Source organism: Ruegeria sp. HKCCD6157 (assembly GCF_013110685.1).
GTDB lineage: Bacteria > Pseudomonadota > Alphaproteobacteria > Rhodobacterales > Rhodobacteraceae > Ruegeria.
This window is the reverse complement of sequence record NZ_WVRB01000001.1, coordinates 1,674,291-1,695,426: the sequence shown is the minus strand read 5'-3', so window position 1 is coordinate 1,695,426 and position 21,136 is coordinate 1,674,291. Positions and strand designations below refer to the sequence as shown.

The window sequence follows — 21,136 nt, the reverse complement described above, 5'->3', positions numbered from 1 at the left end:
ACGTCCGACCCCGCGTCGGCAAGTCTGCGGCTGGAAAGGGGCGCCCGTGTCAGGCGCCCCTCGTGTGTGGATTGCAGTGCTTAGGCAGCCCAGCCCCACTTGTAGTGATGGTGTTCGAAGGTCACATGCATATCGGTTCCAACAAGACCCTCTTTCATGTGGCGATAGAGCGAGCGCCAATAGGGCTGAATAGTAACCCCATCTTCCTGAAGCAGTGCTTCGCCACGCGCCATGACTTCGCGACGCTTGTCCGCGTCGGCAATGGCCAGCGCCTCTTCCAGAATGGCGTCAAACTCGGGGCTCGCATAGCCGAACTCGTTCCAGGCTTCGCCCGTACGATAAGCAAGCGCCCAAATCTGAACACCCAACGGACGCGGGTTCCAGTTGGTCGAGCTGAACGGGTACTTGGCCCAGTCGTTCCAGAAGGTATTGCCCGGCAGAACGGTCCGCTTGACCTTGATCCCGGCATCGCGCAGTTGCGCGGCAACGGCATCTGTAGTGTTGCGACGCCAGTCATCGTCGATCGAGATGATCTCGTGCTCGAAATCACCGAAACCGGCTTCGTCCATCAACGCCTTGGCCGCTGCGGGATCAACCTTTTGCGGCGGAAGCTCGGCATATTCCGGATGCAGCGGCGCCACGTGATGGTTTTCCGCCGGCGCTCCGCGACCGCCATAGCCCAGTTCCAGACAAACTGAATTGTCTACGGCCATCTGAAGGGCCTGCCGGACACGTTTGTCCGCATAAGGCTTTTGCCCGTCGATCTCGGCCAGTTGGTTGGGACGAATAACGATGGTCGCGGCGGTCACCACTTCTGACTTCACATAGCCAAGCCCGTCCATCACGTCGATGAATTCACCCACCGATTCATACAGCATGTCGACTTCGTCGGATTCCAGCGCCGCCAACCAGGCAGAAGGGTCGGTTCCGTAGTCGATGTACTCGATACGATCCAGGGCAGGGCGGCCATACACTTCTTCACCCCACCAGTTGTGATCCGGGTTGCGAACCAGAACGGCTTTAACGCCAACCTCAAGTTCGTCCATCAGATAGGGGCCGGTTCCCACATTGTTCAGCAGGTCAGTCTCGCTGAACGAGCTGTGAACAATCGCGCCGGGATAGTCGGCCATGCCCGGAATAAGAGTGATATCCGGCTTTGGCAGGTTCAGTTTGACCGTGGTTGCGTCGACGACTTCGATGACACCCTCACCGGCCTGACCGGTATCCGCGTCGATCAAGGTTGCAAAGCGGCCCGCCATCGAGTTGGTTTCCGAGCTCTTGTCACACCAGCGCGCGATGTTGCGGGCAACGTCGTCAGCCGTGAAATCGTCGCCATTGTTCCACTTGACGCCCGGACGGACATTCAGAGTGTAAACGGTCGCGTCGTCGTTGACTTCCCAGCTTTCCAGCAGCATGCCACGGAACGATCCGTCCGAGTTGTACTCGACCAGATATTCCAGCGTGCCGCGCGTCACGTTTGCGATCTGCGACCAGTCATAGGTTCTGGGATCTTTGAGGGCGCGGACTTCTTGCTGCACACGCAGCGTGCCGCCTTCCTGCTTTGCTGTTTCGGCCAAAGCAGGTGTCGGCAATCCGATCATGCCATAGGCCGCTGCGGCAGTAACCCCAAGACTGGTTGCGCGTGTCATGAATTCCCTTCGGCTTAGCTTGCCGTCGCGGTATTCCTGAGCGTGCATCGCTGCCGCCCAGTGCACCTTGTCTTCGGTGGATACGGTATTCGTCATGGATGTCTCCCTGTGACACTGATTTTGTTGATTGATTATGGCTCTACGCGACCCGGTTTCTTTCGGTCGCCAGAGTGAAGGATTTTGTTTTTTGGACTCTGTTCATCCCCATGTCGTTATTCGGCACCAGATTTCAGATAAGGTCAATGTTCGAAATCGTCATAAGTAGTACAAAAACGACATTCGCGATCAGTTGAAGTCGTGGAGAAGCATTTCTTCTGGCAGCCCAAAGCGATGCCGGTTTCCCCATTGTTTTCTTAGTTTGTTAAGGGAAATCGCAGCAAATCATTAAGTTCTCTTAAGCTTTGAGACTTGGCGGCGCCTTGCTTTTGCTAAGACAAAAGAGCCGATTACTAACGGGTACTAACAAGAGGGATCGACGTGATTCCAGGCCTTCATTCGGGCGCGAAACCAGGTACGCTGACGCTTGGCGAATTGACGCGTCGCTATGGTTGCGCGCTCTCGCGCCTGATCCAAAGTCATCGCGCCGTCCAAATATGCCCTGAGTTCCGGCACGCCTATGGCCTTGCAGGCCGGAAGGGTGGGGTCGAACCGGTCCTGCATGGCACGCACTTCCTCGATCGCGCCCTGTTCCAGCATCTGGTCAAAGCGGCGTTCTATCCTGTTCAGCAGCCATGCTTTGTCAACGTCAAAAACGATCGGCAGGGTCTCGTTCAGCGGAAGTGCCGGTGGGGGCGTTTCGGCCTGCCAGGACAACAGGCTGCGACCTGTGACGCGCTGCACCTCCCATGCGCGTTGCACGCGGGCACGGTTGTGTATGTCCAGCTTTGCAAGCGTGTCTGCATCGACCCCCTCCAGAAGGTCTGCCATGGGCATCTGATCGGCCTCGGCCCGAACTTCGGGTGGCGTCGCAGGGATTTGAGCCATGCCTTCGGTCAGGGCCGAGAAATACAATCCCGTCCCACCGACGATGATCGGGCGTTGATGCCCCGTTAGCAGGGGCAGGACCTCGCGCAGCCAATGGCCGGTAGAATAATCCTGATCATAGGCGACGTGCCCGTACAACAGATGCGGCGCGCGGGCTTCTTCCTGGGCGGATGGCCGGGCCGAGATGACGCGCCAGCAGTCATAAACCTGGCTTGCATCCGCATTGACGATAACCCCGCCATGCCGTTCGGCGATCTCCAGCGCCAGCGCTGATTTCCCGGATGCCGTAGGCCCCGCGATCAGAACCGGCTTGTCGTCCGGAACAGGCGGCAGTTGCCGAAAAAGCAGGTCTGTTGATCGCCGGGTCATGCGCGGTTGCCTCTATCCTCACCAACCGCATTGAACCTGCGGAGCTTTTGCTTCATTTTGCGCCGGAAATTAACCCCGTGCCAGCCCGGAGCGCAACATGAGCCTTTCCCCTTCTTCTGAAACAGCCGAGACCCCGAAAACAAAGTACAATCGGGTCATGTTGAAAATCTCAGGCGAGGCGTTGATGGGGGATCAGGGATTCGGCTTGCACCCGCCAACCGTTCAACGCATCGCGCAAGAAGTGAAATCGGTTCACGATCTGGGCGTTGAGATATGCATGGTCATCGGTGGCGGAAACATTTTTCGCGGCCTGAGCGGTTCAGCCCAGGGCATGGAGCGGACTACGGCGGATTACATGGGCATGTTGGCCACGGTGATGAACGCGCTGGGGATGCAATCCGCACTGGAAGAGATAGGAGTGTTCACCCGCGTGATCTCGGCCATTCGCATGGACGAGGTGTGCGAACCCTATATCCGCCGCCGGGCTGTTCGGCACCTCGAGAAAAAGCGGGTCTGTATTTTCGCCGCCGGTACTGGCAACCCGTATTTCACGACAGACACCGCAGCCACCCTGCGCGCCAACGAAATGGCGTGCGAGGCGATCTTCATGGGCAAGAACGGAGTGGATGGGGTGTATGACAAAGACCCTGCGGAACATGCTGACGCCGTACGCTATGATACCGTGACCTATGATGACGTGCTGGCCAAACGTTTGCGGGTCATGGATGCTTCGGCCATTGCCTTGGCACGCGACAACAATCTGCCCCTGATCGTCTTCGGACTTGATGAGCCCGGCGGCTTCCGAGGAATTCTCGCGGGCGAAGGGACCTATACCAAGGTTCAGGGTTGAGGCGAGAGGAATCGCCGGACAATTCCGCAAGCTTTCAAAGCCCCGGCGTCGAGCCGGGGCTTTTGCGTTTTGCTTTCGCTTGACGGTTGTGGGCGGCCCTGTCTAAGTATCGGTGTCCTTCCAAGGCGAAGGGCTGCCCCGTGTTTCGTCGGCCAAAGGCCCAAGCACAGGCTGGGCTGGAAGACCTGCCATGATTTCTGAGATGTCCGGAAACATGCGCGGGCATCTCATTGATCTGACTGCACAACTAAGGAGCAATGAGGCATGAGCTCTCTGGATATCGATTTCGTTCGGGCGCAGTTCCCGGCCTTTTCAGAACCCAGCCTGCAAGGGCAGGCGTTCTTCGAAAATGCAGGTGGGTCTTACACCTGCAAACCAGTGATCGACCGGCTGACGCGGTTCTACACGCAGCGCAAGGTTCAGCCTTACGCCCCATATGAGGCCAGCCGCCTTGCGGGCGCCGAAATGGACGAGGCGCGTGCGCGTATGGCTGCCATTCTGGGCGTCGACACGGATGAACTGAGTTTTGGTCCTTCAACCACCCAGAACACCTATGTTCTGGCGCAGGCGTTCCGGCAATGGATGAAGCCCGGCGAGGCAATCGTCGTGACCAATCAGGATCACGAAGCCAACTCTGGCCCGTGGCGTCGTCTGGTCGAGGCCGGGATAGAGGTGAGGGAATGGCAAATCGACCCCGAAACCGGGTCGCTGAACCCTCAGGATCTGGAAAACATGCTGGACGAAAAAGTGCGTCTGGTCTGTTTCCCGCATTGCTCAAATGTCGTTGGCGAGATCAATCCGGTCACCGAGATCACTGCCATTGCGCATGCGGCGGGTGCGTTTGTCTGCGTTGATGGCGTATCCTACGCCCCGCACGGATTTCCGAATGTTGGCGATCTGGGGCCGGATATCTATTTGTTTTCTGCGTACAAGACCTATGGCCCGCACCAGGGGTGCATGGTTATCCGCCGCACGTTGGGTGAGCTGTTGCCCAACCAGGCCCATTATTTCAACGGCGACGTCCTGTACAAGCGGTTCACCCCGGCGGGACCCGATCACGCGCAGATTTCGGCCAGTGCAGGTATGGCGGATTATGTTGAGCTGCTTTGCGCCCACCATGGCGGGCCTGAGGCGGGCGCGGCGGAGCAGGGCGTATTTGTCCACGATCTGATGCGATCACACGAAGAGTCGTTGCTGCAACCGGTTCTGGATGCGGTAAAGGATCGAAACGCTGTGCGCCTGATCGGTCCTTCCGATGCCAGCCGGCGCGCGCCCACCGTCGCCCTTTCGTTGAACCGCCCGGCTGAACCGGTTGCGGCGGAACTGGCGCAATACGGTGTCATGGCGGGTGGCGGAGACTTCTATGCGGTGCGTCCCTTGCAGGCGATGGGCGTCGACCCGGCGCAGGGTGTTTTGAGGGTCAGCTTCACCCACTACACCACGAAGCAGGAAATTGATCAGCTTTTAGAGGCTCTTGAGCGCGTTTTGTGATCCACTACTCTTGAGGGCGCGTAGAAATCAAAAAACCTCAAGGGCGTATTGTGAAGCAACAGCAAGCTCCGATCATTTTGTGGTTTCGACGGGACTTGCGTCTGTCGGACCACCCCGCGTTGACTGCAGCGGCCGAAAGTGGCCGTCCGGTCATACCTTTGTTTATTCATGACAACCTCGTCGAACAGATGGGGGCCGCGCCGAAGTGGCGTTTGGGCTTGGGGCTGGAAGCTTTCACAGCGTCACTGGCCAATATGGGCAGCCGACTGATTTTCCGACGCGGCGACGCACTTGAACAGGTGCAGCAGGTCATGGCCGAGACCGGCGCAACCTCCGTCTTCTGGTCTCGCGCTTACGATCCGGCCTCAATCGAACGCGACAAGACGATCAAGTCTGTGCTTACAAAAGTAGGAGTGACGGCAAAGTCATTTGCGGGGCATCTTCTTTTTGAGCCCTGGACTGTCGCTACAAAAACAGGAAATCCGTTTCGGGTCTACACGCCCATGTGGCGTGCGGTTCAGGGGCGGGATGTACAATTTCCCGATGCGCGGGTTGCCGATTTGCAGGCCCCGATGTCGTGGCCCGCTTCTGACAAATTGAGCGATTGGCAGATGGGGGATGCCATGAACAGGGGCGCGGCTGTCGTTCGTCCTCATGTAAAACCCGGCGAACAGGCCGCCTTGGATCACCTCGAGGCGTTTCTTGGGCGACTTTCCCACTATTCCAGTAACCGGGACAGGTTGGATCAGGACGGAACGTCTAACCTGTCGGAATACCTGTCTTTGGGTGAAATCGGGCCGCGTACAGTCTGGCATATGGTCCAAAGGGCTGCGTTGACCGGTACACCCGGTGCCGATGCCTATCTACGTCAACTCGTCTGGCGCGAGTTTGCCTATCACCTGATGTATCACACGCCCCAACTGGTGGCTTCCAACTGGAAGCCGGAATGGGACAGCTTTCCCTGGAATACCGATCCGGACCATCCCGAAGTCACTGCATGGCAGCAGGCCAGAACTGGAATACCTGTCGTCGATGCTGGGCTGCGGCAAATGTATGTCACGGGTCGAATGCACAACCGGGCTCGGATGATTGTCGCAAGCTATCTGACCAAGCATCTTATGACCCACTGGAAAATAGGGATGAAATGGTTTGAGGATTGCCTGATCGACTGGGATCCGGCCTGCAATGCCATGGGTTGGCAATGGGTTGCTGGATCTGGGCCCGATGCATCCCCGTTTTTCCGGATTTTCAACCCCCAGACGCAAGCTGAGAAATTCGATCCCGACGGGAACTATACGCATCGCTGGATTGCCGAAGGTTATTCCGAACCCAGCAAGACCGCCCTGTCGTATTTTGATGCCGTCCCGCGTTCATGGGGGCTGCGTCCGGATGCGGAATACCCCAAACCCATAGTCGAATTGCCCGAAGGGCGGACCCGCGCCTTGCGCGCATATGAAAGCCGAAAATCCCACTAAGGAACTGAAAACTTGCCAGAAACAATTTCGCCGCCTAGCTTTGTACGCGTACCGCAGAGGGGAGAGCGGATGATCCTGACGACGACCGAAGGGCAAAAAGACCTGCCCAGATATTTCGCCCAAGTCTTTAAAATGTTGAACCGGATGGAAACCGGGCGTCTTGATATCAGACTACCCGACGGTCGCACGTTTCGCGCAGAAGGCGCAAAGCCCGGGCCGGTGGCGCAGGTCGATATTCACGACGACGATGTCTTTGCGCGCCTGATCCGCGAAGGTGAACTGGGTTTCTCCGATGCGTATCTGGACGGACATTGGAGCACACCCGATCTGCGGTCTTTCATGGATCTTGTGCATCTTGGAACCGAGACCGTTTATGACGGGTTTACGGGCCAGTTTCTTGTTCAGGCCTATGAACGGCTGCGGTTCTGGCTGCACAGAAACAACAGGGCGCAAGCCAAAAAGAACATCTCGTATCACTACGATCTGGGTAACGAATTTTACAGTTCTTGGCTGGATGACACGATGACCTATTCCAGCGCGATTTTTGAGTCTGGGCAGGAAAGCCTCGAGAAGGCCCAGATCGCCAAATACGCAAGTCTTGTGGATGAGATGGGTGCCAAACCGGGTGACCATGTACTGGAGATCGGATGTGGCTGGGGCGGCTTCGCGGAATATGCCGCAAAGGAACGAGGTTTGCGTGTCACCGGCCTGACCATCAGTGAGGAGCAATTCAAGTACGCCAAGGAACGTATTGAAAAAGCTGGTCTATCAGATCGGGTTGAATTCAAGCTTCAAGACTATCGGGATGAACGCGGGGTCTATGACGGCATCGCATCCATCGAAATGTTTGAGGCCGTGGGTCAGAAATACTGGCCGGTCTATTTCGAAACAGTTCGTGAGCGGTTGAAGCCCGGCGCTCAGGCAACCTTGCAAATCATCACGGTGGGTGATCACCGCTGGGATTTTTACAAGAACGGCGTTGATTTCATTCAGAAATATATCTTTCCCGGCGGGATGCTTCCGTCGCCGACCATCCTGCGTCAGCAGATCGATCAGGCCGGGTTGAAAGTCGTGCGTTCGAAGGAATTCGGGAAAAGCTATGATCTGACTCTGCGTCGCTGGTATGAAACGTTCAACGACAAATGGGATCAGATCTCGGACATGGGGTTTGATGAGCGTTTCCGCCGCATGTGGAATTATTATTTGACTGCGTGCGGTGCGGCCTTTGACACGGGCAATTGCGATGTGACACAGATCACAATAGCAAAACCAAGTTAACTCACGGACCGTCACATGCCCACTGCCTCGCGTCTCGTCGCCGCTGTTTGTCTCGTCGTGCTGGCCTTTCTTGTTTCAGGCATGGTTATCGATAACGGTGAAGAGGGTAAGGACTATGGCTACTTCACCTATGTGAACATGGCTCTTGGTGCGATCTGTGGTTGGAAAATCATGGGCAAGCGCGCTGGGCGTGGTTGGACAGCGGGTATTAATAACGGCCTGACCGGCGTTGCTTCGCTGGTTTTCTGGGCGCTGTTTGTGCAGGGATGCTACCGCATGTTCGACCTTGCGATGCGCAATCGATATGGCGGCCCGTTCGAAGCTGTGATGGCCATTTTTTCGATTGGTATCGATTATGGTAAGCAGCTTATCTATCCCGAAATTCTGGTTGCACTCGCAATTGGCGCCGTTGTCGCCGGTCTGGCCACGGAACAGGCCAGCCGCAAATGGCGCTGAATCGTTTCGTCACAAGAGAGATTAAATTTGTCTGATTTGTTCTTCTATGGAACGTTGCGGTATCTGCCGCTGTTGCAGCGTGTCCTGGGCCGTCCGCTGAGCGAAATAACGTTTCACGCTGCCAAGCTGTGCGATCACGCGGTTCACGCGGTCCAGGGGCAGGATTTCCCGATGATACTTCCCGCCAAGGGTGCCGCTGCCGAAGGTCTGCTGGTGCAGGGCCTGTCCTCCGATGATCTGGCCAGACTGGCTTATTACGAAGGATCCTTCGACTATGACCTGAAATCGTTGAAGGTCATTCTGGAGGACGGGGGCGAAGCACAGGCACAGGTCTTTTTCCCGACCCCGGGCGCGTGGCAACCCGGTGAGTTGTGGTCGTTGCAGGGCTGGGCAGACAAATTGGGCGAGGTTACAGCGCTCGCAGCCGAAGAAGAAATGGCCTATTTCGGCAGAGTCGACCCCAAAACCATGGCGCGCAGCGTCCGCGCCATTCAAACCCGAGCCTGGGCAAAGATCATGGCCAGGCAGCGGCGAACCGGCGATCCGCGGAACATAGCCGAAGACGTAATCGTCCACCGTCATGAACGCGTTTACGTCGACTATTTCGGGATGGAGGAAATAGACCTTCAGCACCGGCAACATGACGGCAGCATGGGCCCCGTGCTGCACCGGGGCGGCTTGATGCAGGGCAGCGCCGTGTCCGTTCTGCCTTATGACCCGATCCGCGACACCGTGCTTTTGGTTGAGCAGTTCAGACCGCCGGTGTTTTTGATCGATGATCCAGAGCCCTGGCTTTGGGAAGCGGTTGCCGGGATGATCGACCCCGGCGAAACGCCGGAACAGACGGCACATCGCGAAGCCATGGAGGAAGCCGGAGTTCAATTTGACAGGCTGGAATATGCGGGCGGGGCGTATTCCTCCAGCGGGTCGTCGACGGGTTTCATGTATCTCTATGTCGGGCTTGGCAACTTGACCCAGACAACCATCACCGGTGGCCTGGACACAGAAGGCGAAGATATTCGCAGTCGGATTCTGCCGTTCGACGAATTCATCGATATGACAGACCGTCATCTTTTCAAGGATTTGCAGCTGGTGTCTCTGGCTTACTGGCTGGCCCGCCATCGGGATCGTTTGCGCGCGTGACTATCGCGCTTGTGGTCCCGGCAGTGCGCCTGTAAATCTTCGAAGATACCAAATGACAAGAGGCGACCATGCGCATTGCACGAGATCTTGCTGACGCAGTAGGAAAAACACCGTTGATCCGGCTGCGCCGCATCAGCGAAGAGACCGGATGCGAGATTCTTGGCAAAGCCGAGTTCATGAACCCGGGACAGTCGGTAAAGGATCGTGCTGCTCTTTTTATCATCAAAGATGCCATCGCACGCGGGGATCTGAAACCGGGCGGCACCATCGTGGAAGGCACCGCCGGCAACACCGGTATTGGTCTGGCTTTGGTAGGTGCGTCGATGGGGTTCAAAACGGTTATCGTTATCCCCGAGACCCAATCGGAAGAAAAGAAGGATATGCTGCGTCTGGCGGGCGCACAGTTGGTTCAGGTACCCGCGGCCCCGTATCGCAACCCCAACAATTTCGTGCACTATTCCCGCCGTCTGGCCGAGGAATTGGCGCAGACAGAACCCAATGGCGCAATCTGGGCCAACCAGTTCGACAATGTGGCGAATCGTCAGGCACATGTGGAAACCACGGGCCCCGAGATCTGGGACCAGACAGACGGCAAAGTTGACGGGTTCGTCAGCGCGGTCGGGTCGGGTGGGACATTGGCAGGCGTTGCAGAAGTTTTGCAACCCAAGGGCGTCAAGATCGGTCTTGCAGATCCTATGGGGGCTGGCCTGTATTCGTATTACACAACAGGCGAGATCGCGATGGAAGGTGGGTCAATCGCCGAAGGTATCGGGCAGGTGCGTATCACCAAAAACCTTGAGGGGTTCACGCCGGATTTTTCTTATCAGATCACCGACAACGAAGCGCTGCCCTACATCTTTGATCTTCTGCGTGACGAAGGCCTGGTCATGGGCGGCTCGACCGCGATCAACATGGCAGGGGCGGTGCGCCTGGCCAAGGAAATGGGGCCCGGCCATACCATTGTGACCATCCTGTGCGATTATGGCACACGCTATCAATCAAAGCTGTTCAACCCCGAGTTCCTGCGTGAAAAAGAGCTTCCGGTTCCGGATTGGATGACCGAGGCACCGCGCAGCATTCCCGGCGTTTTCGAGGACGTGTGATGCTTGGACAGGTCCGCCTGTTTCTGACCCTGCTATTCCTGTGCTTTGTCGGGTTTTCGAATAGCGCTGTTGCACAGCTGACGGATCGTCAAAGTGAGTATTACCAAGGCTGGGTCAAAACCGCGAGCCGGGCCGAAGCCGTCATCGAGGCGAACCGGGCGTCTGACGCTGCGCTGGAGAATTTACGCTCTGAAATAAATGGTTACAGGGACGACTTTAATCGAGCTCGTGGTGCGAATACCGACCGTATAACGACGCTGGAAAGCCAGATAAAAGCGTTGGGGCCCAAACCCGAAGGGGACACGACTGAACCTGAAGACATAGCAAATCTTCGCGTGCACCTTGAGGAACAGCTCAACAGCCTGCGTGTTCCGCGCATTATATCCGAAGAGGCGTATAGCCGTGCGAACGGGCTGATCAGCGAAATTGATCAGATCCTTCGCGCGCGCCAGAAAAAAGAGTTCTTTGAACAGGGCCCTTCGCCGATCAACCCGGCATATTGGGGTCCGGCATGGGTGGATGTCAAAGAGGCCGTTCAAGGCCTGGTAAACGAAACGATAACGAATTTGCGTTCAGATGTCGTGCGCGAGCAAATTCGCGCTCGTGGGCTCGCAATCTTCATACTTCTGGTCATTTCAGCCGTGCTGCTGATCTTTGGCAAACGGTGGTCTGAACTTGGAGGCGACTACCTGAGGTTACTCGGCGGGGCCGGGACAGGGGTTTGGTCGTTCGTAATCTCACTATTGCGAATTCTGTTGCCATGGATCGGTGTGGTGGCTGTGGTCACGGCGATCAGTCTCACAGGCGTTCCGGGTCTGCGGGGCAGCCTTTTGCTTCAGAATGTTCCGTATTGGGCAGCGATCGTGTTTTTCTATGACTGGATTGGTCGCCAGGTATACGTTATCGGCGCGTCGCAAGGGTTCAAACGTCTGTCCGCTGCGCGCATCACTGAACTGCGCGTGTATATCGATCTGCTTGCCCTGATGCTGGTTTTGCACGAATTGGCGTTTTTGTTCGAACGGATCGAAAACATTTCCGACGCGACTCGCGCCGTAGTCAGTTTCCCGGTCATTGTCGCGACGGCTTTGTTGTTGTTGCGAGTACGTCAGATTCGAACAACCGACGGGCCTCCGGATCAAGCTGCCTCGACCCGTTCCGCGGGTTTTAGCCAACTGGTCGAGTTCCTTCGCCGGGCTTTGTTCCTTTTGGGGATCATGTCTCCCTTACTGGCTATTTTCGGATACACCAATGCGGCCGAAGCAATCGTGTTTCCCGCCGTCAAGACATTGGTGCTGATCGGGGCCTTGGTCATCCTGCAACGGTTCATCAGTCAGATTTACGGTTGGGTCACCGGGCAGGGCGAAGCCGCAGGGGATTCGCTTTTTTCCGTACTGGTCGGGTTTGCATTGGCCATCTTGGCGCTTCCCATTCTGGCGATCTATTGGGGCGCGCGGGAAACCGATCTGCTGGAAGCATGGTCGCGCCTGCTGCTTGGTTTTGATATCGGTGGCGTCACAGTTTCGCCCAGCAACTTTCTGACCTTTGTCGCCGTGTTTGCAATCGGTTATACGCTGACGCGTCTGTTGCAAAGCGGGCTGCGCAATTCGCTTTTGCCGAAAACCAACATAGATCCGGGTGGCCAAAACGCGATTGTCGCTGGTTCGGGATACGTTGGCATATTCCTTGCCGCGTTGGTGGCAATCATGGTGGCCGGTTTTGATCTGTCATCGCTGGCGATCGTCGCTGGCGCGCTGTCTGTTGGCATCGGCTTTGGTTTGCAGACAATCGTGTCGAACTTCGTTTCTGGCATCATCCTTTTGGTCGAGCGCCCGATTTCCAAGGGGGATTGGATCGATGTGAATGGCATGATGGGATATGTTAAGGACATTTCCGTTCGTTCGACCCGGGTCGAGACGTTCGACAGAACGGATGTCATCGTTCCTAACTCTGACCTGATCAGCGGTGTTGTAACGAACTATACCCGCGGCAACACGATCGGGCGGGTAATCGTTCCGGTGGGTGTCGCATACGGAACTGATACGCGCCTGGTCGAAACCATTCTGGGCGAAATCGCCAACAGCCATCCGATGGTTTTGGCCAACCCGGCGCCAAGCGTCGTGTTCCAGGGGTTCGGAGCAGATTCCTTGGATTTTGAAATACGGGCGATCCTGCGGGATGTGAATTGGGTTCTGTCGGTGAAATCCGACATGAACCATGAAATCAACCGCAGATTCTCGGAAGCAGGGATCGAGATCCCGTTCGCACAACGTGATGTCTGGTTGCGAAATCCCGAAACCCTGCGGGCATCTGACCCGAGCAAGCAGGAGCCTTCCGCATCTGTGCAGGATGAGCCACGCAAAGTTGCAGAAGCTCCGGCGGATTTGACCGAGGCGGATATGGACCCGGATGCCGGTGATGAGATCTGAGGGGCCAGATCGCGGCACGTGTTGACCTGTGATCACCCCTCGGTGGGTGCATTGATTAAATTGCGCTATTCCCCTGAATTCGTCGAATTGGGGCCTTGCAAATCCGACGGCATTCGTCCAAATATCGCCGGCACGGAGAGGTGGCCGAGTGGTCGAAGGCGCACGCCTGGAAAGTGTGTAGGCGGGAAACCGTCTCCAGGGTTCGAATCCCTGTCTCTCCGCCACCATCACCATTGCGAAACTTGAACTGCACCTGTCCGCGAAGGCGATGCACGATTACAGGCTGTCCTGCTGCGCTTCGACCCAGCCGGTGCCAGACCTGCCGCCGAGTTTTTCGACGAGAAAATCCATGAAGATTCGTGTCTTGGGCGTCAGCACGTTCGAGCGCGGATAGATCAGCCACAGCCCTGCATGATCATTCAGCCGCCAGTCAGGCAATACCTGCCTGAGCCGCCCGGAGCGCAGTTCATGGGCCACGCTCCAGAGTGAGTTGATCGAAAGCCCCGCTCCGGCAAGCGTTGCCTCGCGTTGCGCGGTGCCGTCATCGACGATGGTTCGGCTGATTATCGCGCGCGGGTTCAGGACCGCCTTCTGACCAGCAGGATCAACCAGTTCGCGCCGGTCGAGATTGGCCCACGCGATGAAACGATGCCCCGTCAGATCCTCGGGTGTCGAAGGCACTCCGTGCTGCTTGAGATATTCCGGCGCAGCGCAGAGCAGGCGGATGTCATCTGAAAGTTTGCGCCCCTTGAGGCTGCTATCTGCCAGCGGCGCGTTGCGCAGGGCTAGGTCGAAACTGCCCTCGATGGCGTCGAAGGGCTTGTCCGACAGTCGCAGGTCCAGCGTCAGGTCGGGATAGCGTTGATGAAACTCGGGCAAGAGCGGCATGATGTGCAACTGGGCAAAACTGCTGGGGGCCGCGAAACGCAAGGTGCCTGTGGGGCCGGTATCCGTGCCTCCGAGGGCAGCGCGCGCTGCATCCGTCTGGGCGAGAATTTCACGCGCATAAGGCAGAAACTCCGACCCTTCCAATGACAACGACACCTTGCGCGTGGTGCGGTGCAAAAGCTCGACGCCAAGTTCGTTCTCAAGCTTGGCCAGCCTGGCACTCGAGACCGCCGGTGCAAGACCAAGCTCGCGCCCGGCGGCGCTGATATTGAGCCGTTCGGCCGCCATGACGAACAGGCGCAGGCTGTCGGTATCCATATAGATTATATCCAAAATACGAAAACTGAACTTATTTTTCACCACCTTTTTCTTGTTCTTGCAAGTGATAAGTCAGGTGCACACCGACACACACCCCAAGGGAGACATAAAATGAACGCGATCACCGAGGTGAAGACCGATATCAACGCGCAGATCATTGAGGCCTTCAATTCTCGCCATGCCACCAAGATCTTCGACCCTGAACGCAAGGTGAGCGACGCTGACTTCGAGACGATCCTCGAGGCTGCACGCCTTTCGCCCACTTCGTTCGGGCACGAGCCCTTCCGCATCCTGATGATCCAGTCGCCCGACAAGCGCGAGCTGTTCCGCGAGTTTTCATGGGGTGCCAACGGGATGATGAACGGGTCGACCGGCCAGCTTGGCACCGCCAGCCATTTCGGCATCATCCTTGCGGCGACGGGCGAACTGATGCGCGCCGAATCGGATTATCTGCAAGACCACTACCGGCAAGTGAAGCAGCTGCCCGAGGAAGTGATCGAGATCTTCAACGGCGCATACGGCAAGTTCCAGGCCGAGGATCACAAGATCACCTCTGACCGCGAGATCACCGACTGGTCGGGCAAGCAGGCCTATATCGTGCTGGCCAACATGATGACCGCCGGTGCGCTGATGGGGATCGACAGCTGCCCGATCGAGGGCTTCGACATGGAGCGAACGACGCAGACGGTGGCCGAACATTTCGGCGTCGATACCGCGAAATGGAAACCGGCGGTGATGTTCGCCTTTGGTCATCGCGCGAAAGATCCTGAATTCCCCAAGACCCGCCGCACGATGCAAGACACCGTCGCTTGGTTCTGACCCCGACGGAGATACACGATGACCTATTATTCCGTTCTGGACGTCACCCCCACCGCCGAGGACTGGATCCCCGGCTACCTGCCCACCGCCAACGAACGCGTGGCGGCCCATGGCGGCAAGTATCTTGCGCGTACCGCGACCCACGCGCAGATGGAAGGCGAGGATCAGCCCGCCGGGCTGAGGATCATCATCGAGTGGCCTTCGGAAGAGGCGGCCCGCGCCTTCATGGCGGACTCGGCCTATGCACCGCACCTGGCCGCCCGCACCAAGGGCTCGGTCAGCCGTCACTACCTGATCGCGGGGCAGGACGACCTCGCCTGAATGCAGCACTGGCCCGGTATGCCGGGCCGGCACCCCCAAGGAGGCTTTCATGACCCGGACCGGAACCGTCAATTATCATGTTCACAAGCCCGCGCCGCAGGCATTCGTGCTGGACGCGGACAGCATCGCTGGCAATCTGGTCTCGCCCGAACTGGCCGCGACCGAGGTGGCGCTGACCGATCTGCGTGCCGGGCGGGCAGGGGCCAGCTTTGTCTCTGACGGGTTCGAATTTGGTGTGGCACCGACGCGGGTGACCAGTTTCGAATCCCCCGGCTGGCAGAAGGTCTACGACCGCGAACTGGCCGAGCTGCTGTGCGACCGGATCGGCGCGCGCGAGGTGCTGTTCTTCGACCACACGTTGCGCATTGACGACCCGGCAGCCAACCGCCGCCCCGCGCGCAACGTGCACAGCGACCTGAGCCCGCAAGGTGCGCACCAGCGGCTGGTGGACATCCTCGGGCCCGAGCGGGCGCGCGATTGGGCGGCGGGGCATTACGCCTTCGTTAACCTGTGGCGGCCGGTGGAAAACCCGATCAACACCGCCCCGCTGGGTTTCGTCCGCCCCGCAACCGTGGACGACGCGGACTGGATCGACATCGACTTGATCTATCCCGACCGGCGCGGTCGTATCCTCGGTCTGGCGGCCAATCCGCGTCATGATTGGGTGTATCTGTCGCGCATGACGCCGGACGAGATCGTCTGGTTCAACATCTACGACAATCGCGGCCGTCCAACGGTGGGCCACAGCGCGATTGATCTTGCCGAAGATCCCGATCTGCAAACCATCCGCAAAAGCCTGGAAAGCCGGGCGCTGGTGCGGTTCTGAGAAAGGCAGAAAATGCTGGACAAATCCAACACGCCAAACTTCGCGCCACTCAACCGCGCGTTCAACGCGGTGTTCCGCCCTGGTAGGCTGAGCATTGGGCTTGTGGTCCCGCTCGAGGCAAACCGCAACGATCCGGTACCTACTATGACGCGCCATCTGGAGCGTGCCGTGCTGGCCGACGAACTGGGCTTTGCCGCGCTTTGGCTGCGAGACGTGCCCTTCAACGTGCCCTCGTTCGGCGATGCGGGACAGATGTTCGATCCTTTCGTCTATCTCGGCGCGCTGGGTGTTGCGACGCGCGACATCGCGCTTGGCGTGGCTTCGATCGTGCTGCCATTACGGCACCCGGCCCATGTGGCCAAGGCGGCAGCCTCGGCCGACCAGCTGTCGGGCGGGCGGCTGCTTCTGGGTGTGGCCTCGGGGGATCGTCCCGAGGAATACCCGGCGCTGAACAAGGATTTCTCTGATCGCGGGGCGCGCTTCCGTGACAGCCTCGCCTATATCCGCGCCATGGCGCAGGATTACCCGCGACTGGATAACCCGCAGGGCGACCTCTCTGGCGGTATCGACATGTTGCCTAAGCCTGCTGCCGGGCGCTTGCCGCTGCTCATCACCGGTGGCAGCCAGCAGACGCCAGAGTGGGTGGCGCGCCACGGTGACGGCTGGATGACCTATCCGCGTGGTGCGGCGGCGCAGTCCCGCGTTGTGGCCGACTATCGAGCGCGTGTGGCACAGGCCGGCTTGCCCGACAAACCGGTGATGCAGTCGCTCTATGTTGATCTGGTGGACCAAGCCGACGCTCCGCCGCGCCCGATCCATCTTGGGTTCAGTGCCGGCACCGATTACCTGCGTCGCTACCTGCACGAGATCCGCGATTTGGGCATCAACCACGTGGCACTGAACCTGCGCTTTAACGTGGCCGGGATCGAACCCACCCTGCACCGGCTGGCCGACGAGGTTCTGCCCGAGTTTCACGACTGATTTCATCCCCAAGGAGGCCGCAATGCCCAAGACTATCCTGATCACCGGCGCGACCGACGGCATCGGCCTGTTGACCGCCAAGACACTGGCGGCCGAAGGCCACCGCGTGCTGCTGCACGGACGCAGCTCTGACAAACTGCAGGCCGCCGCGCAGACGGTTGGCGGCAACCCCGAGACCTTCCGCGCCGATCTTTCCGATCTGGACGAAGCCGCCACGCTTGCAGACGCCGTGCGCGCCCGGCACGACCGGCTGGACGTTCTGATCAACAATGCCGGTGTCTACAAGACTCCGCACCCACGCCGGGCCGACGGGATGGATGTTCGGTTCGTGGTAAACGCGCTGACGCCCCATGTGCTGACCCGACGGCTGTTGCCGATCATCCCCGCTGAAGGGCGCGTGGTGAACCTTTCATCGGCCGCGCAGGCGCCGGTGGATGTAGAAGCGATGCGCGGTAAGCGGCAATTAAGTGACATGGAGGCCTATGCGCAAAGCAAGCTGGCGATCACGATCTGGTCACGGGAAATGGCGCGCGCGTACCCAACGGGCCCAGTCTTTGTCGCGGTCAACCCTGGCTCGCTTCTGGCCTCAAAGATGGTCCGAGAGGGTTTTGGAATGGCCGGCAATGACTTGGCGATCGGCGCTGATATCCTGCGACGGGCCGCGCTGTCGGACGAATTTGCTGATGCCTCGGGGCTGTATTTCGACAATGACAGCGGGCATTTTGCTGATCCACACTCGGCGGCGGCCGACCGCGATCACGCGGCGCGGGTCAAGGATGCTATCGCGGCGTTGACCGGCGGCGGAGTTTAGACCTGCGATATGCCCGTTGCTCTTGCGCCGGCTTTGAGGTGGTCGGTCCCGCTTGGGCCAGGCACAGTGCTTCGACCTCAGTGGCCATGCCTCCGGCAAGCCAAAGCGGCAGGTGGGCGTCTGGGACCTGCGATGCGCGCAGTTGGGACTACCGGAACAGGTTTTCGACACCAGACCCACCGCCTTCGTCACTACATCTGATGGGCACCAGATATTATTATCTCTTTGCAGATATTCCCTCGTGCGACCGCAAAACTCTGAGGACGAGATTGGTGAAAAGATGCTGGCTCAAAACTCGGACTTTATTGCGTGTAAGAGATTTGAAGACGCAGCTATTTGGCTGGAACAGTTGCAAGAAGGTTTTGTAGGTGACCCTAAACGCTAAAGTCCGACAGCTTTGACAAAACAATGCAGCAGGATCTTGTTACCGCATGATGAATGGGTTCGACATTGGCTGTTCCGACGTATTCAACCATACGGTTTTGGTCCTTGTGTAATCGTGAATTGCCTCGATCCCGGCTTCTCTGCCATAGCCGGATTGATTGTAGCCACCAAACGGAGCAATCGGGGACACGGCGCGATACGTGTTGATCCAACAAATTCCCGATTTCAGACGGGATGAAACCCGATGGGCGCGGGCGACATTTTCAGTGAAAACGCCGGAGCCAAGCCCGAACAGCGAGTCGTTGGCCAATGCGATCGCTTCTTCTTCCGTATCGAATGGCAGCAGAGACATCACGGGGCCGAACATTTCGACCTTCAGCGTCTCGGTCTCTGGGTTCGAACATTCCACCAGCGTAGGGGCCATGAAGTTGCCCGGCCGGTCCAGAGGTTTCCCCCCGAAGCGGATGCGTGCGCCTTGTTCTGTGGCTTTCGCCAAAGTCGCCTGAATTCTGTCCACCTGAGCTGCGGTGCAGAGCGGGCCAATATGGGTGGCCGTTTCCAACGGGTCGCCGATTGCGACGCCCTTCATCTTCTCTTCGATCTTGTCAACAAGCGCTGCCAGTACCGGGCGATGTATCAACCCGCGCGAACCGGCCACGCAACTTTGACCCGAGGCACCGAAGTTTCCCGCAATCAAACCATTGGCGGCGCCATCCAGATTGGCATCCTCAAAGACGATGATCGGGGATTTCCCGCCCAGTTCCAAAGTGGTCACCGCAAAGTTCTCAGCCGAATTGCGCACGACATGGCGCGCTGTTTCCGGGCCGCCGGTGAATGCGATCCGGTCCACGTCCGGGTGCCGGGTAAGCGGGATGGCGCAGTTTTCGGCATCCCCCGTAATGACAGAGACGACACCGGGCGGAAAACCAGCTTCATCGATCAGCCGCGCGAACTCCAGCATCGGAGCGGGCGCAATTTCAGAGGCCTTCAGCACGACCGAACAGCCTGCTGCTATCGCGGGGCCAAGCTTGGTCGCGGTCAGGAACATCTGTGCGTTCCAGGGGACGATTGCGACCACCACGCCAATCGGTTCGCGTTTGGTGAAGACGTGCATGTCCGGTTTGTCGATCGGCAGAACCGCCCCTTCGATCTTGTCCGCAAGCCCTGCATAATATCGATAATAGTCACCGACATAGGCTGTTTGGCTTGCGGTTTCGGCAAGTAGCTTGCCGCTGTCTGTGGTCTCAAGTTGGCCCAGGTGTCCGGCGTTTTCCTCGATCAGCTGGGCAAGTTTGAACAACAGTTTGCCGCGTGCGGTTTGCGTCATGTCGCGCCACGCGGGATCATCAAGTGACCGACGCGCCGCGGACACGGCGCGGTCAACGTCTTCGGGTGCGGCGCAGGCGAAACTGGACCAGTCCTGGCCCGTCGCCGGGTTTTGCGAATGCATCACTTGCCCGCGTGCCCCTTCGGTCCGCGTGCCGTCGATATAAAGCTGGAAATGTGGTTTCTGATGCATCATCGATCCTCACTGAAACTTCGGCATGACGTCGTCGATGAAACGGGCCAGCGATGCGCGTTTGCGTTCGAAACTCATGCCGCTGTCTATCCAGAACGAATACTCATCATAGCCCAGATCTTCGTATCGCTTCAGACGTTCCGTGACCCCATCCGGGGTTCCGACAGTCAGATCGCGCGCCAGGTTTTCCGGTGCCATCATCGCGTTGGCCGCAATCTCTTCATCCGTCAACGTCTGGATCAAGCCCTGCCGGACCGGCCGCTTGTTTTGAAACCAGGCCCCGAAATAGTTGTAGAAGCGCGACAATTCCCGAGCGGCCTGACCCAGATCATCATCGTCGCTGCCAACGTAAGTGTGATGCAGCAGCATGATCTTGGGGCGCGGCCCCTCATGGTTTGCGCACGCATCTTCAAAGCGGCCCATCAGCGTTTCGATCTCATGCATGCCCTGCCAGAGTGGTGTGACCTGAATGTTGAAGCCGTTCTGCACACCGAATTCATGACTGTTCGGATCCCGCGCTGCGATCCAGATAGGCGGCCCGCCGGGTTGCACCGGTTTGGGGGCCGAGGTGGTGGCAGGGAATTTGAAATATTCTCCATGATGGGCGCAGTCACCCTCCCACAACCGGGGCAAAAGCGGCGCGATTTCCCGCATGCGCTGGCCAGCGTCCCAGGCATCCATTCCCGGCATCATCCGTTCATATTCATACGAATAGGCGCCGCGGGCGATGCCCAGCTCGATACGGCCGCCTGTCATCAGGTCCGCCGCAGCCGTTTCGCCCGCCAGTTTGATCGGATGCCAGAACGGTGCAACAACTGTACCCGTGCCAAGCCGCACGTTCTTGGTGTGATGTGCGATATCGACTAAAGACATCAAAGGGTTGGGCGCGATCGTAAAGTCCATCCCGTGGTGCTCGCCGGTCCAGACGGCGCGCATTCCCGCCTCATCGGCCATTTTACACAGCGCGATGAATTCTTCATACAGCTTCTCATGGGGTTGATTGGGGCTCAGCCGTTCCATGTGTGCGAAAAGGGAAAACTCCATC

At 58.2% G+C, this 21,136-nt stretch carries 18 protein-coding genes and 1 tRNA gene; 14 read left to right on the top strand and 5 right to left on the bottom strand.

The features are described from left to right. Positions 1 to 80: 80 nt before the first annotated feature. Together GS612_RS08160 and miaA are read right to left on the bottom strand one after the other, a co-directional pair. Entirely contained in the window at positions 81 to 1,745 is a 1,665-nt protein-coding gene (locus GS612_RS08160; RefSeq protein ID WP_171639628.1) for an ABC transporter substrate-binding protein, read from the bottom strand. A gap of 363 nt (positions 1,746 to 2,108) precedes the next feature. Next, the gene (miaA, locus tag GS612_RS08155) at positions 2,109 to 3,002 is read right to left on the bottom strand and encodes a tRNA (adenosine(37)-N6)-dimethylallyltransferase MiaA (RefSeq protein WP_171639627.1); all 894 of its coding nucleotides are present in this window, start codon (positions 3,000 to 3,002) and stop codon (positions 2,109 to 2,111) included. A 97-nt stretch (positions 3,003 to 3,099) separates the two neighbouring features. Between miaA and pyrH the strand changes: the two genes are divergently transcribed. The 9 genes from pyrH to GS612_RS08110 all read left to right on the top strand — a co-directional run bounded on the left by pyrH (position 3,100) and on the right by GS612_RS08110 (position 13,448). Further along, positions 3,100 to 3,852 (top strand): UMP kinase, encoded by a 753-nt coding sequence (gene pyrH / locus GS612_RS08150; RefSeq protein ID WP_152457773.1) that lies wholly within the window; start codon positions 3,100 to 3,102, stop codon positions 3,850 to 3,852. Positions 3,853 to 4,116: 264 nt separating this feature from the next. Continuing rightward, positions 4,117 to 5,343 (top strand): aminotransferase class V-fold PLP-dependent enzyme, encoded by a 1,227-nt coding sequence (locus GS612_RS08145; RefSeq protein ID WP_171639626.1) that lies wholly within the window; start codon positions 4,117 to 4,119, stop codon positions 5,341 to 5,343. A 50-nt stretch (positions 5,344 to 5,393) separates the two neighbouring features. Continuing rightward, positions 5,394 to 6,818 (top strand): deoxyribodipyrimidine photo-lyase, encoded by a 1,425-nt coding sequence (locus GS612_RS08140; RefSeq protein ID WP_171639625.1) that lies wholly within the window; start codon positions 5,394 to 5,396, stop codon positions 6,816 to 6,818. Between the two features lie 69 nt (positions 6,819 to 6,887). Next, positions 6,888 to 8,096, top strand: coding sequence for a cyclopropane-fatty-acyl-phospholipid synthase family protein (locus GS612_RS08135; protein WP_171639624.1), 1,209 nt, complete (start codon positions 6,888 to 6,890; stop codon positions 8,094 to 8,096). A gap of 15 nt (positions 8,097 to 8,111) precedes the next feature. Continuing rightward, positions 8,112 to 8,552 carry a TrgA family protein gene (locus tag GS612_RS08130; protein ID WP_171639623.1) on the top strand — a complete coding sequence of 147 codons (441 nt, stop codon included), beginning with the start codon at positions 8,112 to 8,114 and terminating at the stop codon, positions 8,550 to 8,552. Positions 8,553 to 8,579: 27 nt separating this feature from the next. After that, on the top strand, positions 8,580 to 9,695 hold the full coding sequence (locus GS612_RS08125; RefSeq protein WP_152457778.1) for an NUDIX domain-containing protein: 1,116 nt from the start codon (positions 8,580 to 8,582) through the stop codon (positions 9,693 to 9,695). Positions 9,696 to 9,763: 68 nt separating this feature from the next. Continuing rightward, on the top strand, positions 9,764 to 10,798 hold the full coding sequence (locus GS612_RS08120) for a cysteine synthase A (RefSeq protein WP_171639622.1): 1,035 nt from the start codon (positions 9,764 to 9,766) through the stop codon (positions 10,796 to 10,798). After that, on the top strand, positions 10,798 to 13,224 hold the full coding sequence (locus GS612_RS08115; protein WP_171639621.1) for a DUF3772 domain-containing protein: 2,427 nt from the start codon (positions 10,798 to 10,800) through the stop codon (positions 13,222 to 13,224). Before GS612_RS08120 ends, GS612_RS08115 begins: the two co-directional genes overlap by 1 nt. 134 nt (positions 13,225 to 13,358) lie before the next feature. Then, positions 13,359 to 13,448, top strand: a tRNA-Ser gene (locus GS612_RS08110). 52 nt (positions 13,449 to 13,500) lie between these two features. Here the strand turns inward: GS612_RS08110 and GS612_RS08105 are convergent. After that, positions 13,501 to 14,430 carry a LysR family transcriptional regulator gene (locus tag GS612_RS08105; RefSeq protein WP_171639620.1) on the bottom strand — a complete coding sequence of 310 codons (930 nt, stop codon included), beginning with the start codon at positions 14,428 to 14,430 and terminating at the stop codon, positions 13,501 to 13,503. 111 nt (positions 14,431 to 14,541) lie between these two features. Here GS612_RS08105 and GS612_RS08100 point away from each other — a divergent pair, with 111 nt between their 5' ends. Genes GS612_RS08100 through GS612_RS08080 form a run of 5 tightly spaced genes read left to right on the top strand, consistent with a single transcriptional unit; the run spans position 14,542 to position 18,188 of the window. Beyond that, positions 14,542 to 15,249 carry an NAD(P)H-dependent oxidoreductase gene (locus tag GS612_RS08100; RefSeq protein WP_171639619.1) on the top strand — a complete coding sequence of 236 codons (708 nt, stop codon included), beginning with the start codon at positions 14,542 to 14,544 and terminating at the stop codon, positions 15,247 to 15,249. 18 nt (positions 15,250 to 15,267) lie between these two features. Beyond that, the gene (locus tag GS612_RS08095; RefSeq protein WP_171639618.1) at positions 15,268 to 15,570 is read left to right on the top strand and encodes a DUF1330 domain-containing protein; all 303 of its coding nucleotides are present in this window, start codon (positions 15,268 to 15,270) and stop codon (positions 15,568 to 15,570) included. A gap of 49 nt (positions 15,571 to 15,619) precedes the next feature. Continuing rightward, complete coding sequence (locus GS612_RS08090; protein WP_171639617.1) at positions 15,620 to 16,396, top strand: CmcJ/NvfI family oxidoreductase; 777 nt, start codon at positions 15,620 to 15,622, stop codon at positions 16,394 to 16,396. Between the two features lie 12 nt (positions 16,397 to 16,408). After that, on the top strand, positions 16,409 to 17,377 hold the full coding sequence (locus GS612_RS08085; RefSeq protein WP_171639616.1) for an LLM class oxidoreductase: 969 nt from the start codon (positions 16,409 to 16,411) through the stop codon (positions 17,375 to 17,377). Between the two features lie 22 nt (positions 17,378 to 17,399). Next, positions 17,400 to 18,188 carry an SDR family NAD(P)-dependent oxidoreductase gene (locus GS612_RS08080; protein ID WP_171639615.1) on the top strand — a complete coding sequence of 263 codons (789 nt, stop codon included), beginning with the start codon at positions 17,400 to 17,402 and terminating at the stop codon, positions 18,186 to 18,188. Between the two features lie 424 nt (positions 18,189 to 18,612). Here GS612_RS08080 and GS612_RS08075 read toward each other — a convergent pair whose 3' ends face one another. Next, positions 18,613 to 20,091, bottom strand: a complete 1,479-nt coding sequence (locus GS612_RS08075) for an aldehyde dehydrogenase (RefSeq protein ID WP_171639614.1) — start codon at positions 20,089 to 20,091, stop codon at positions 18,613 to 18,615. Positions 20,092 to 20,100: 9 nt separating this feature from the next. Continuing rightward, positions 20,101 to 21,135, bottom strand: a complete 1,035-nt coding sequence (locus tag GS612_RS08070; protein ID WP_171639613.1) for an LLM class flavin-dependent oxidoreductase — start codon at positions 21,133 to 21,135, stop codon at positions 20,101 to 20,103. Between the last annotated feature and the right edge of the window lies 1 nt (position 21,136).

Excerpts from the sequence above, each read along its gene's own strand:
- GS612_RS08160 (WP_171639628.1), bottom strand. The coding sequence starts at position 1,745 with ATGACGAATACCGTATCCACCGAAGACAAGGTGCACTGGGCGGCAGCG.
- GS612_RS08135 (WP_171639624.1), top strand. The coding sequence starts at position 6,888 with ATGATCCTGACGACGACCGAAGGGCAAAAAGACCTGCCCAGATATTTC.
- pyrH (WP_152457773.1), top strand. The coding sequence starts at position 3,100 with ATGAGCCTTTCCCCTTCTTCTGAAACAGCCGAGACCCCGAAAACAAAG.
- GS612_RS08090 (WP_171639617.1), top strand. The coding sequence starts at position 15,620 with ATGACCCGGACCGGAACCGTCAATTATCATGTTCACAAGCCCGCGCCG.
- GS612_RS08145 (WP_171639626.1), top strand. The coding sequence starts at position 4,117 with ATGAGCTCTCTGGATATCGATTTCGTTCGGGCGCAGTTCCCGGCCTTT.
- miaA (WP_171639627.1), bottom strand. The coding sequence starts at position 3,002 with ATGACCCGGCGATCAACAGACCTGCTTTTTCGGCAACTGCCGCCTGTT.
- GS612_RS08130 (WP_171639623.1), top strand. The coding sequence starts at position 8,112 with ATGCCCACTGCCTCGCGTCTCGTCGCCGCTGTTTGTCTCGTCGTGCTG.
- GS612_RS08105 (WP_171639620.1), bottom strand. The coding sequence starts at position 14,430 with ATGGATACCGACAGCCTGCGCCTGTTCGTCATGGCGGCCGAACGGCTC.
- GS612_RS08095 (WP_171639618.1), top strand. The coding sequence starts at position 15,268 with ATGACCTATTATTCCGTTCTGGACGTCACCCCCACCGCCGAGGACTGG.
- GS612_RS08100 (WP_171639619.1), top strand. The coding sequence starts at position 14,542 with ATGAACGCGATCACCGAGGTGAAGACCGATATCAACGCGCAGATCATT.
- GS612_RS08085 (WP_171639616.1), top strand. The coding sequence starts at position 16,409 with ATGCTGGACAAATCCAACACGCCAAACTTCGCGCCACTCAACCGCGCG.
- GS612_RS08080 (WP_171639615.1), top strand. The coding sequence starts at position 17,400 with ATGCCCAAGACTATCCTGATCACCGGCGCGACCGACGGCATCGGCCTG.
- GS612_RS08070 (WP_171639613.1), bottom strand. The coding sequence starts at position 21,135 with ATGGAGTTTTCCCTTTTCGCACACATGGAACGGCTGAGCCCCAATCAA.
- GS612_RS08120 (WP_171639622.1), top strand. The coding sequence starts at position 9,764 with ATGCGCATTGCACGAGATCTTGCTGACGCAGTAGGAAAAACACCGTTG.
- GS612_RS08115 (WP_171639621.1), top strand. The coding sequence starts at position 10,798 with ATGCTTGGACAGGTCCGCCTGTTTCTGACCCTGCTATTCCTGTGCTTT.
- GS612_RS08075 (WP_171639614.1), bottom strand. The coding sequence starts at position 20,091 with ATGCATCAGAAACCACATTTCCAGCTTTATATCGACGGCACGCGGACC.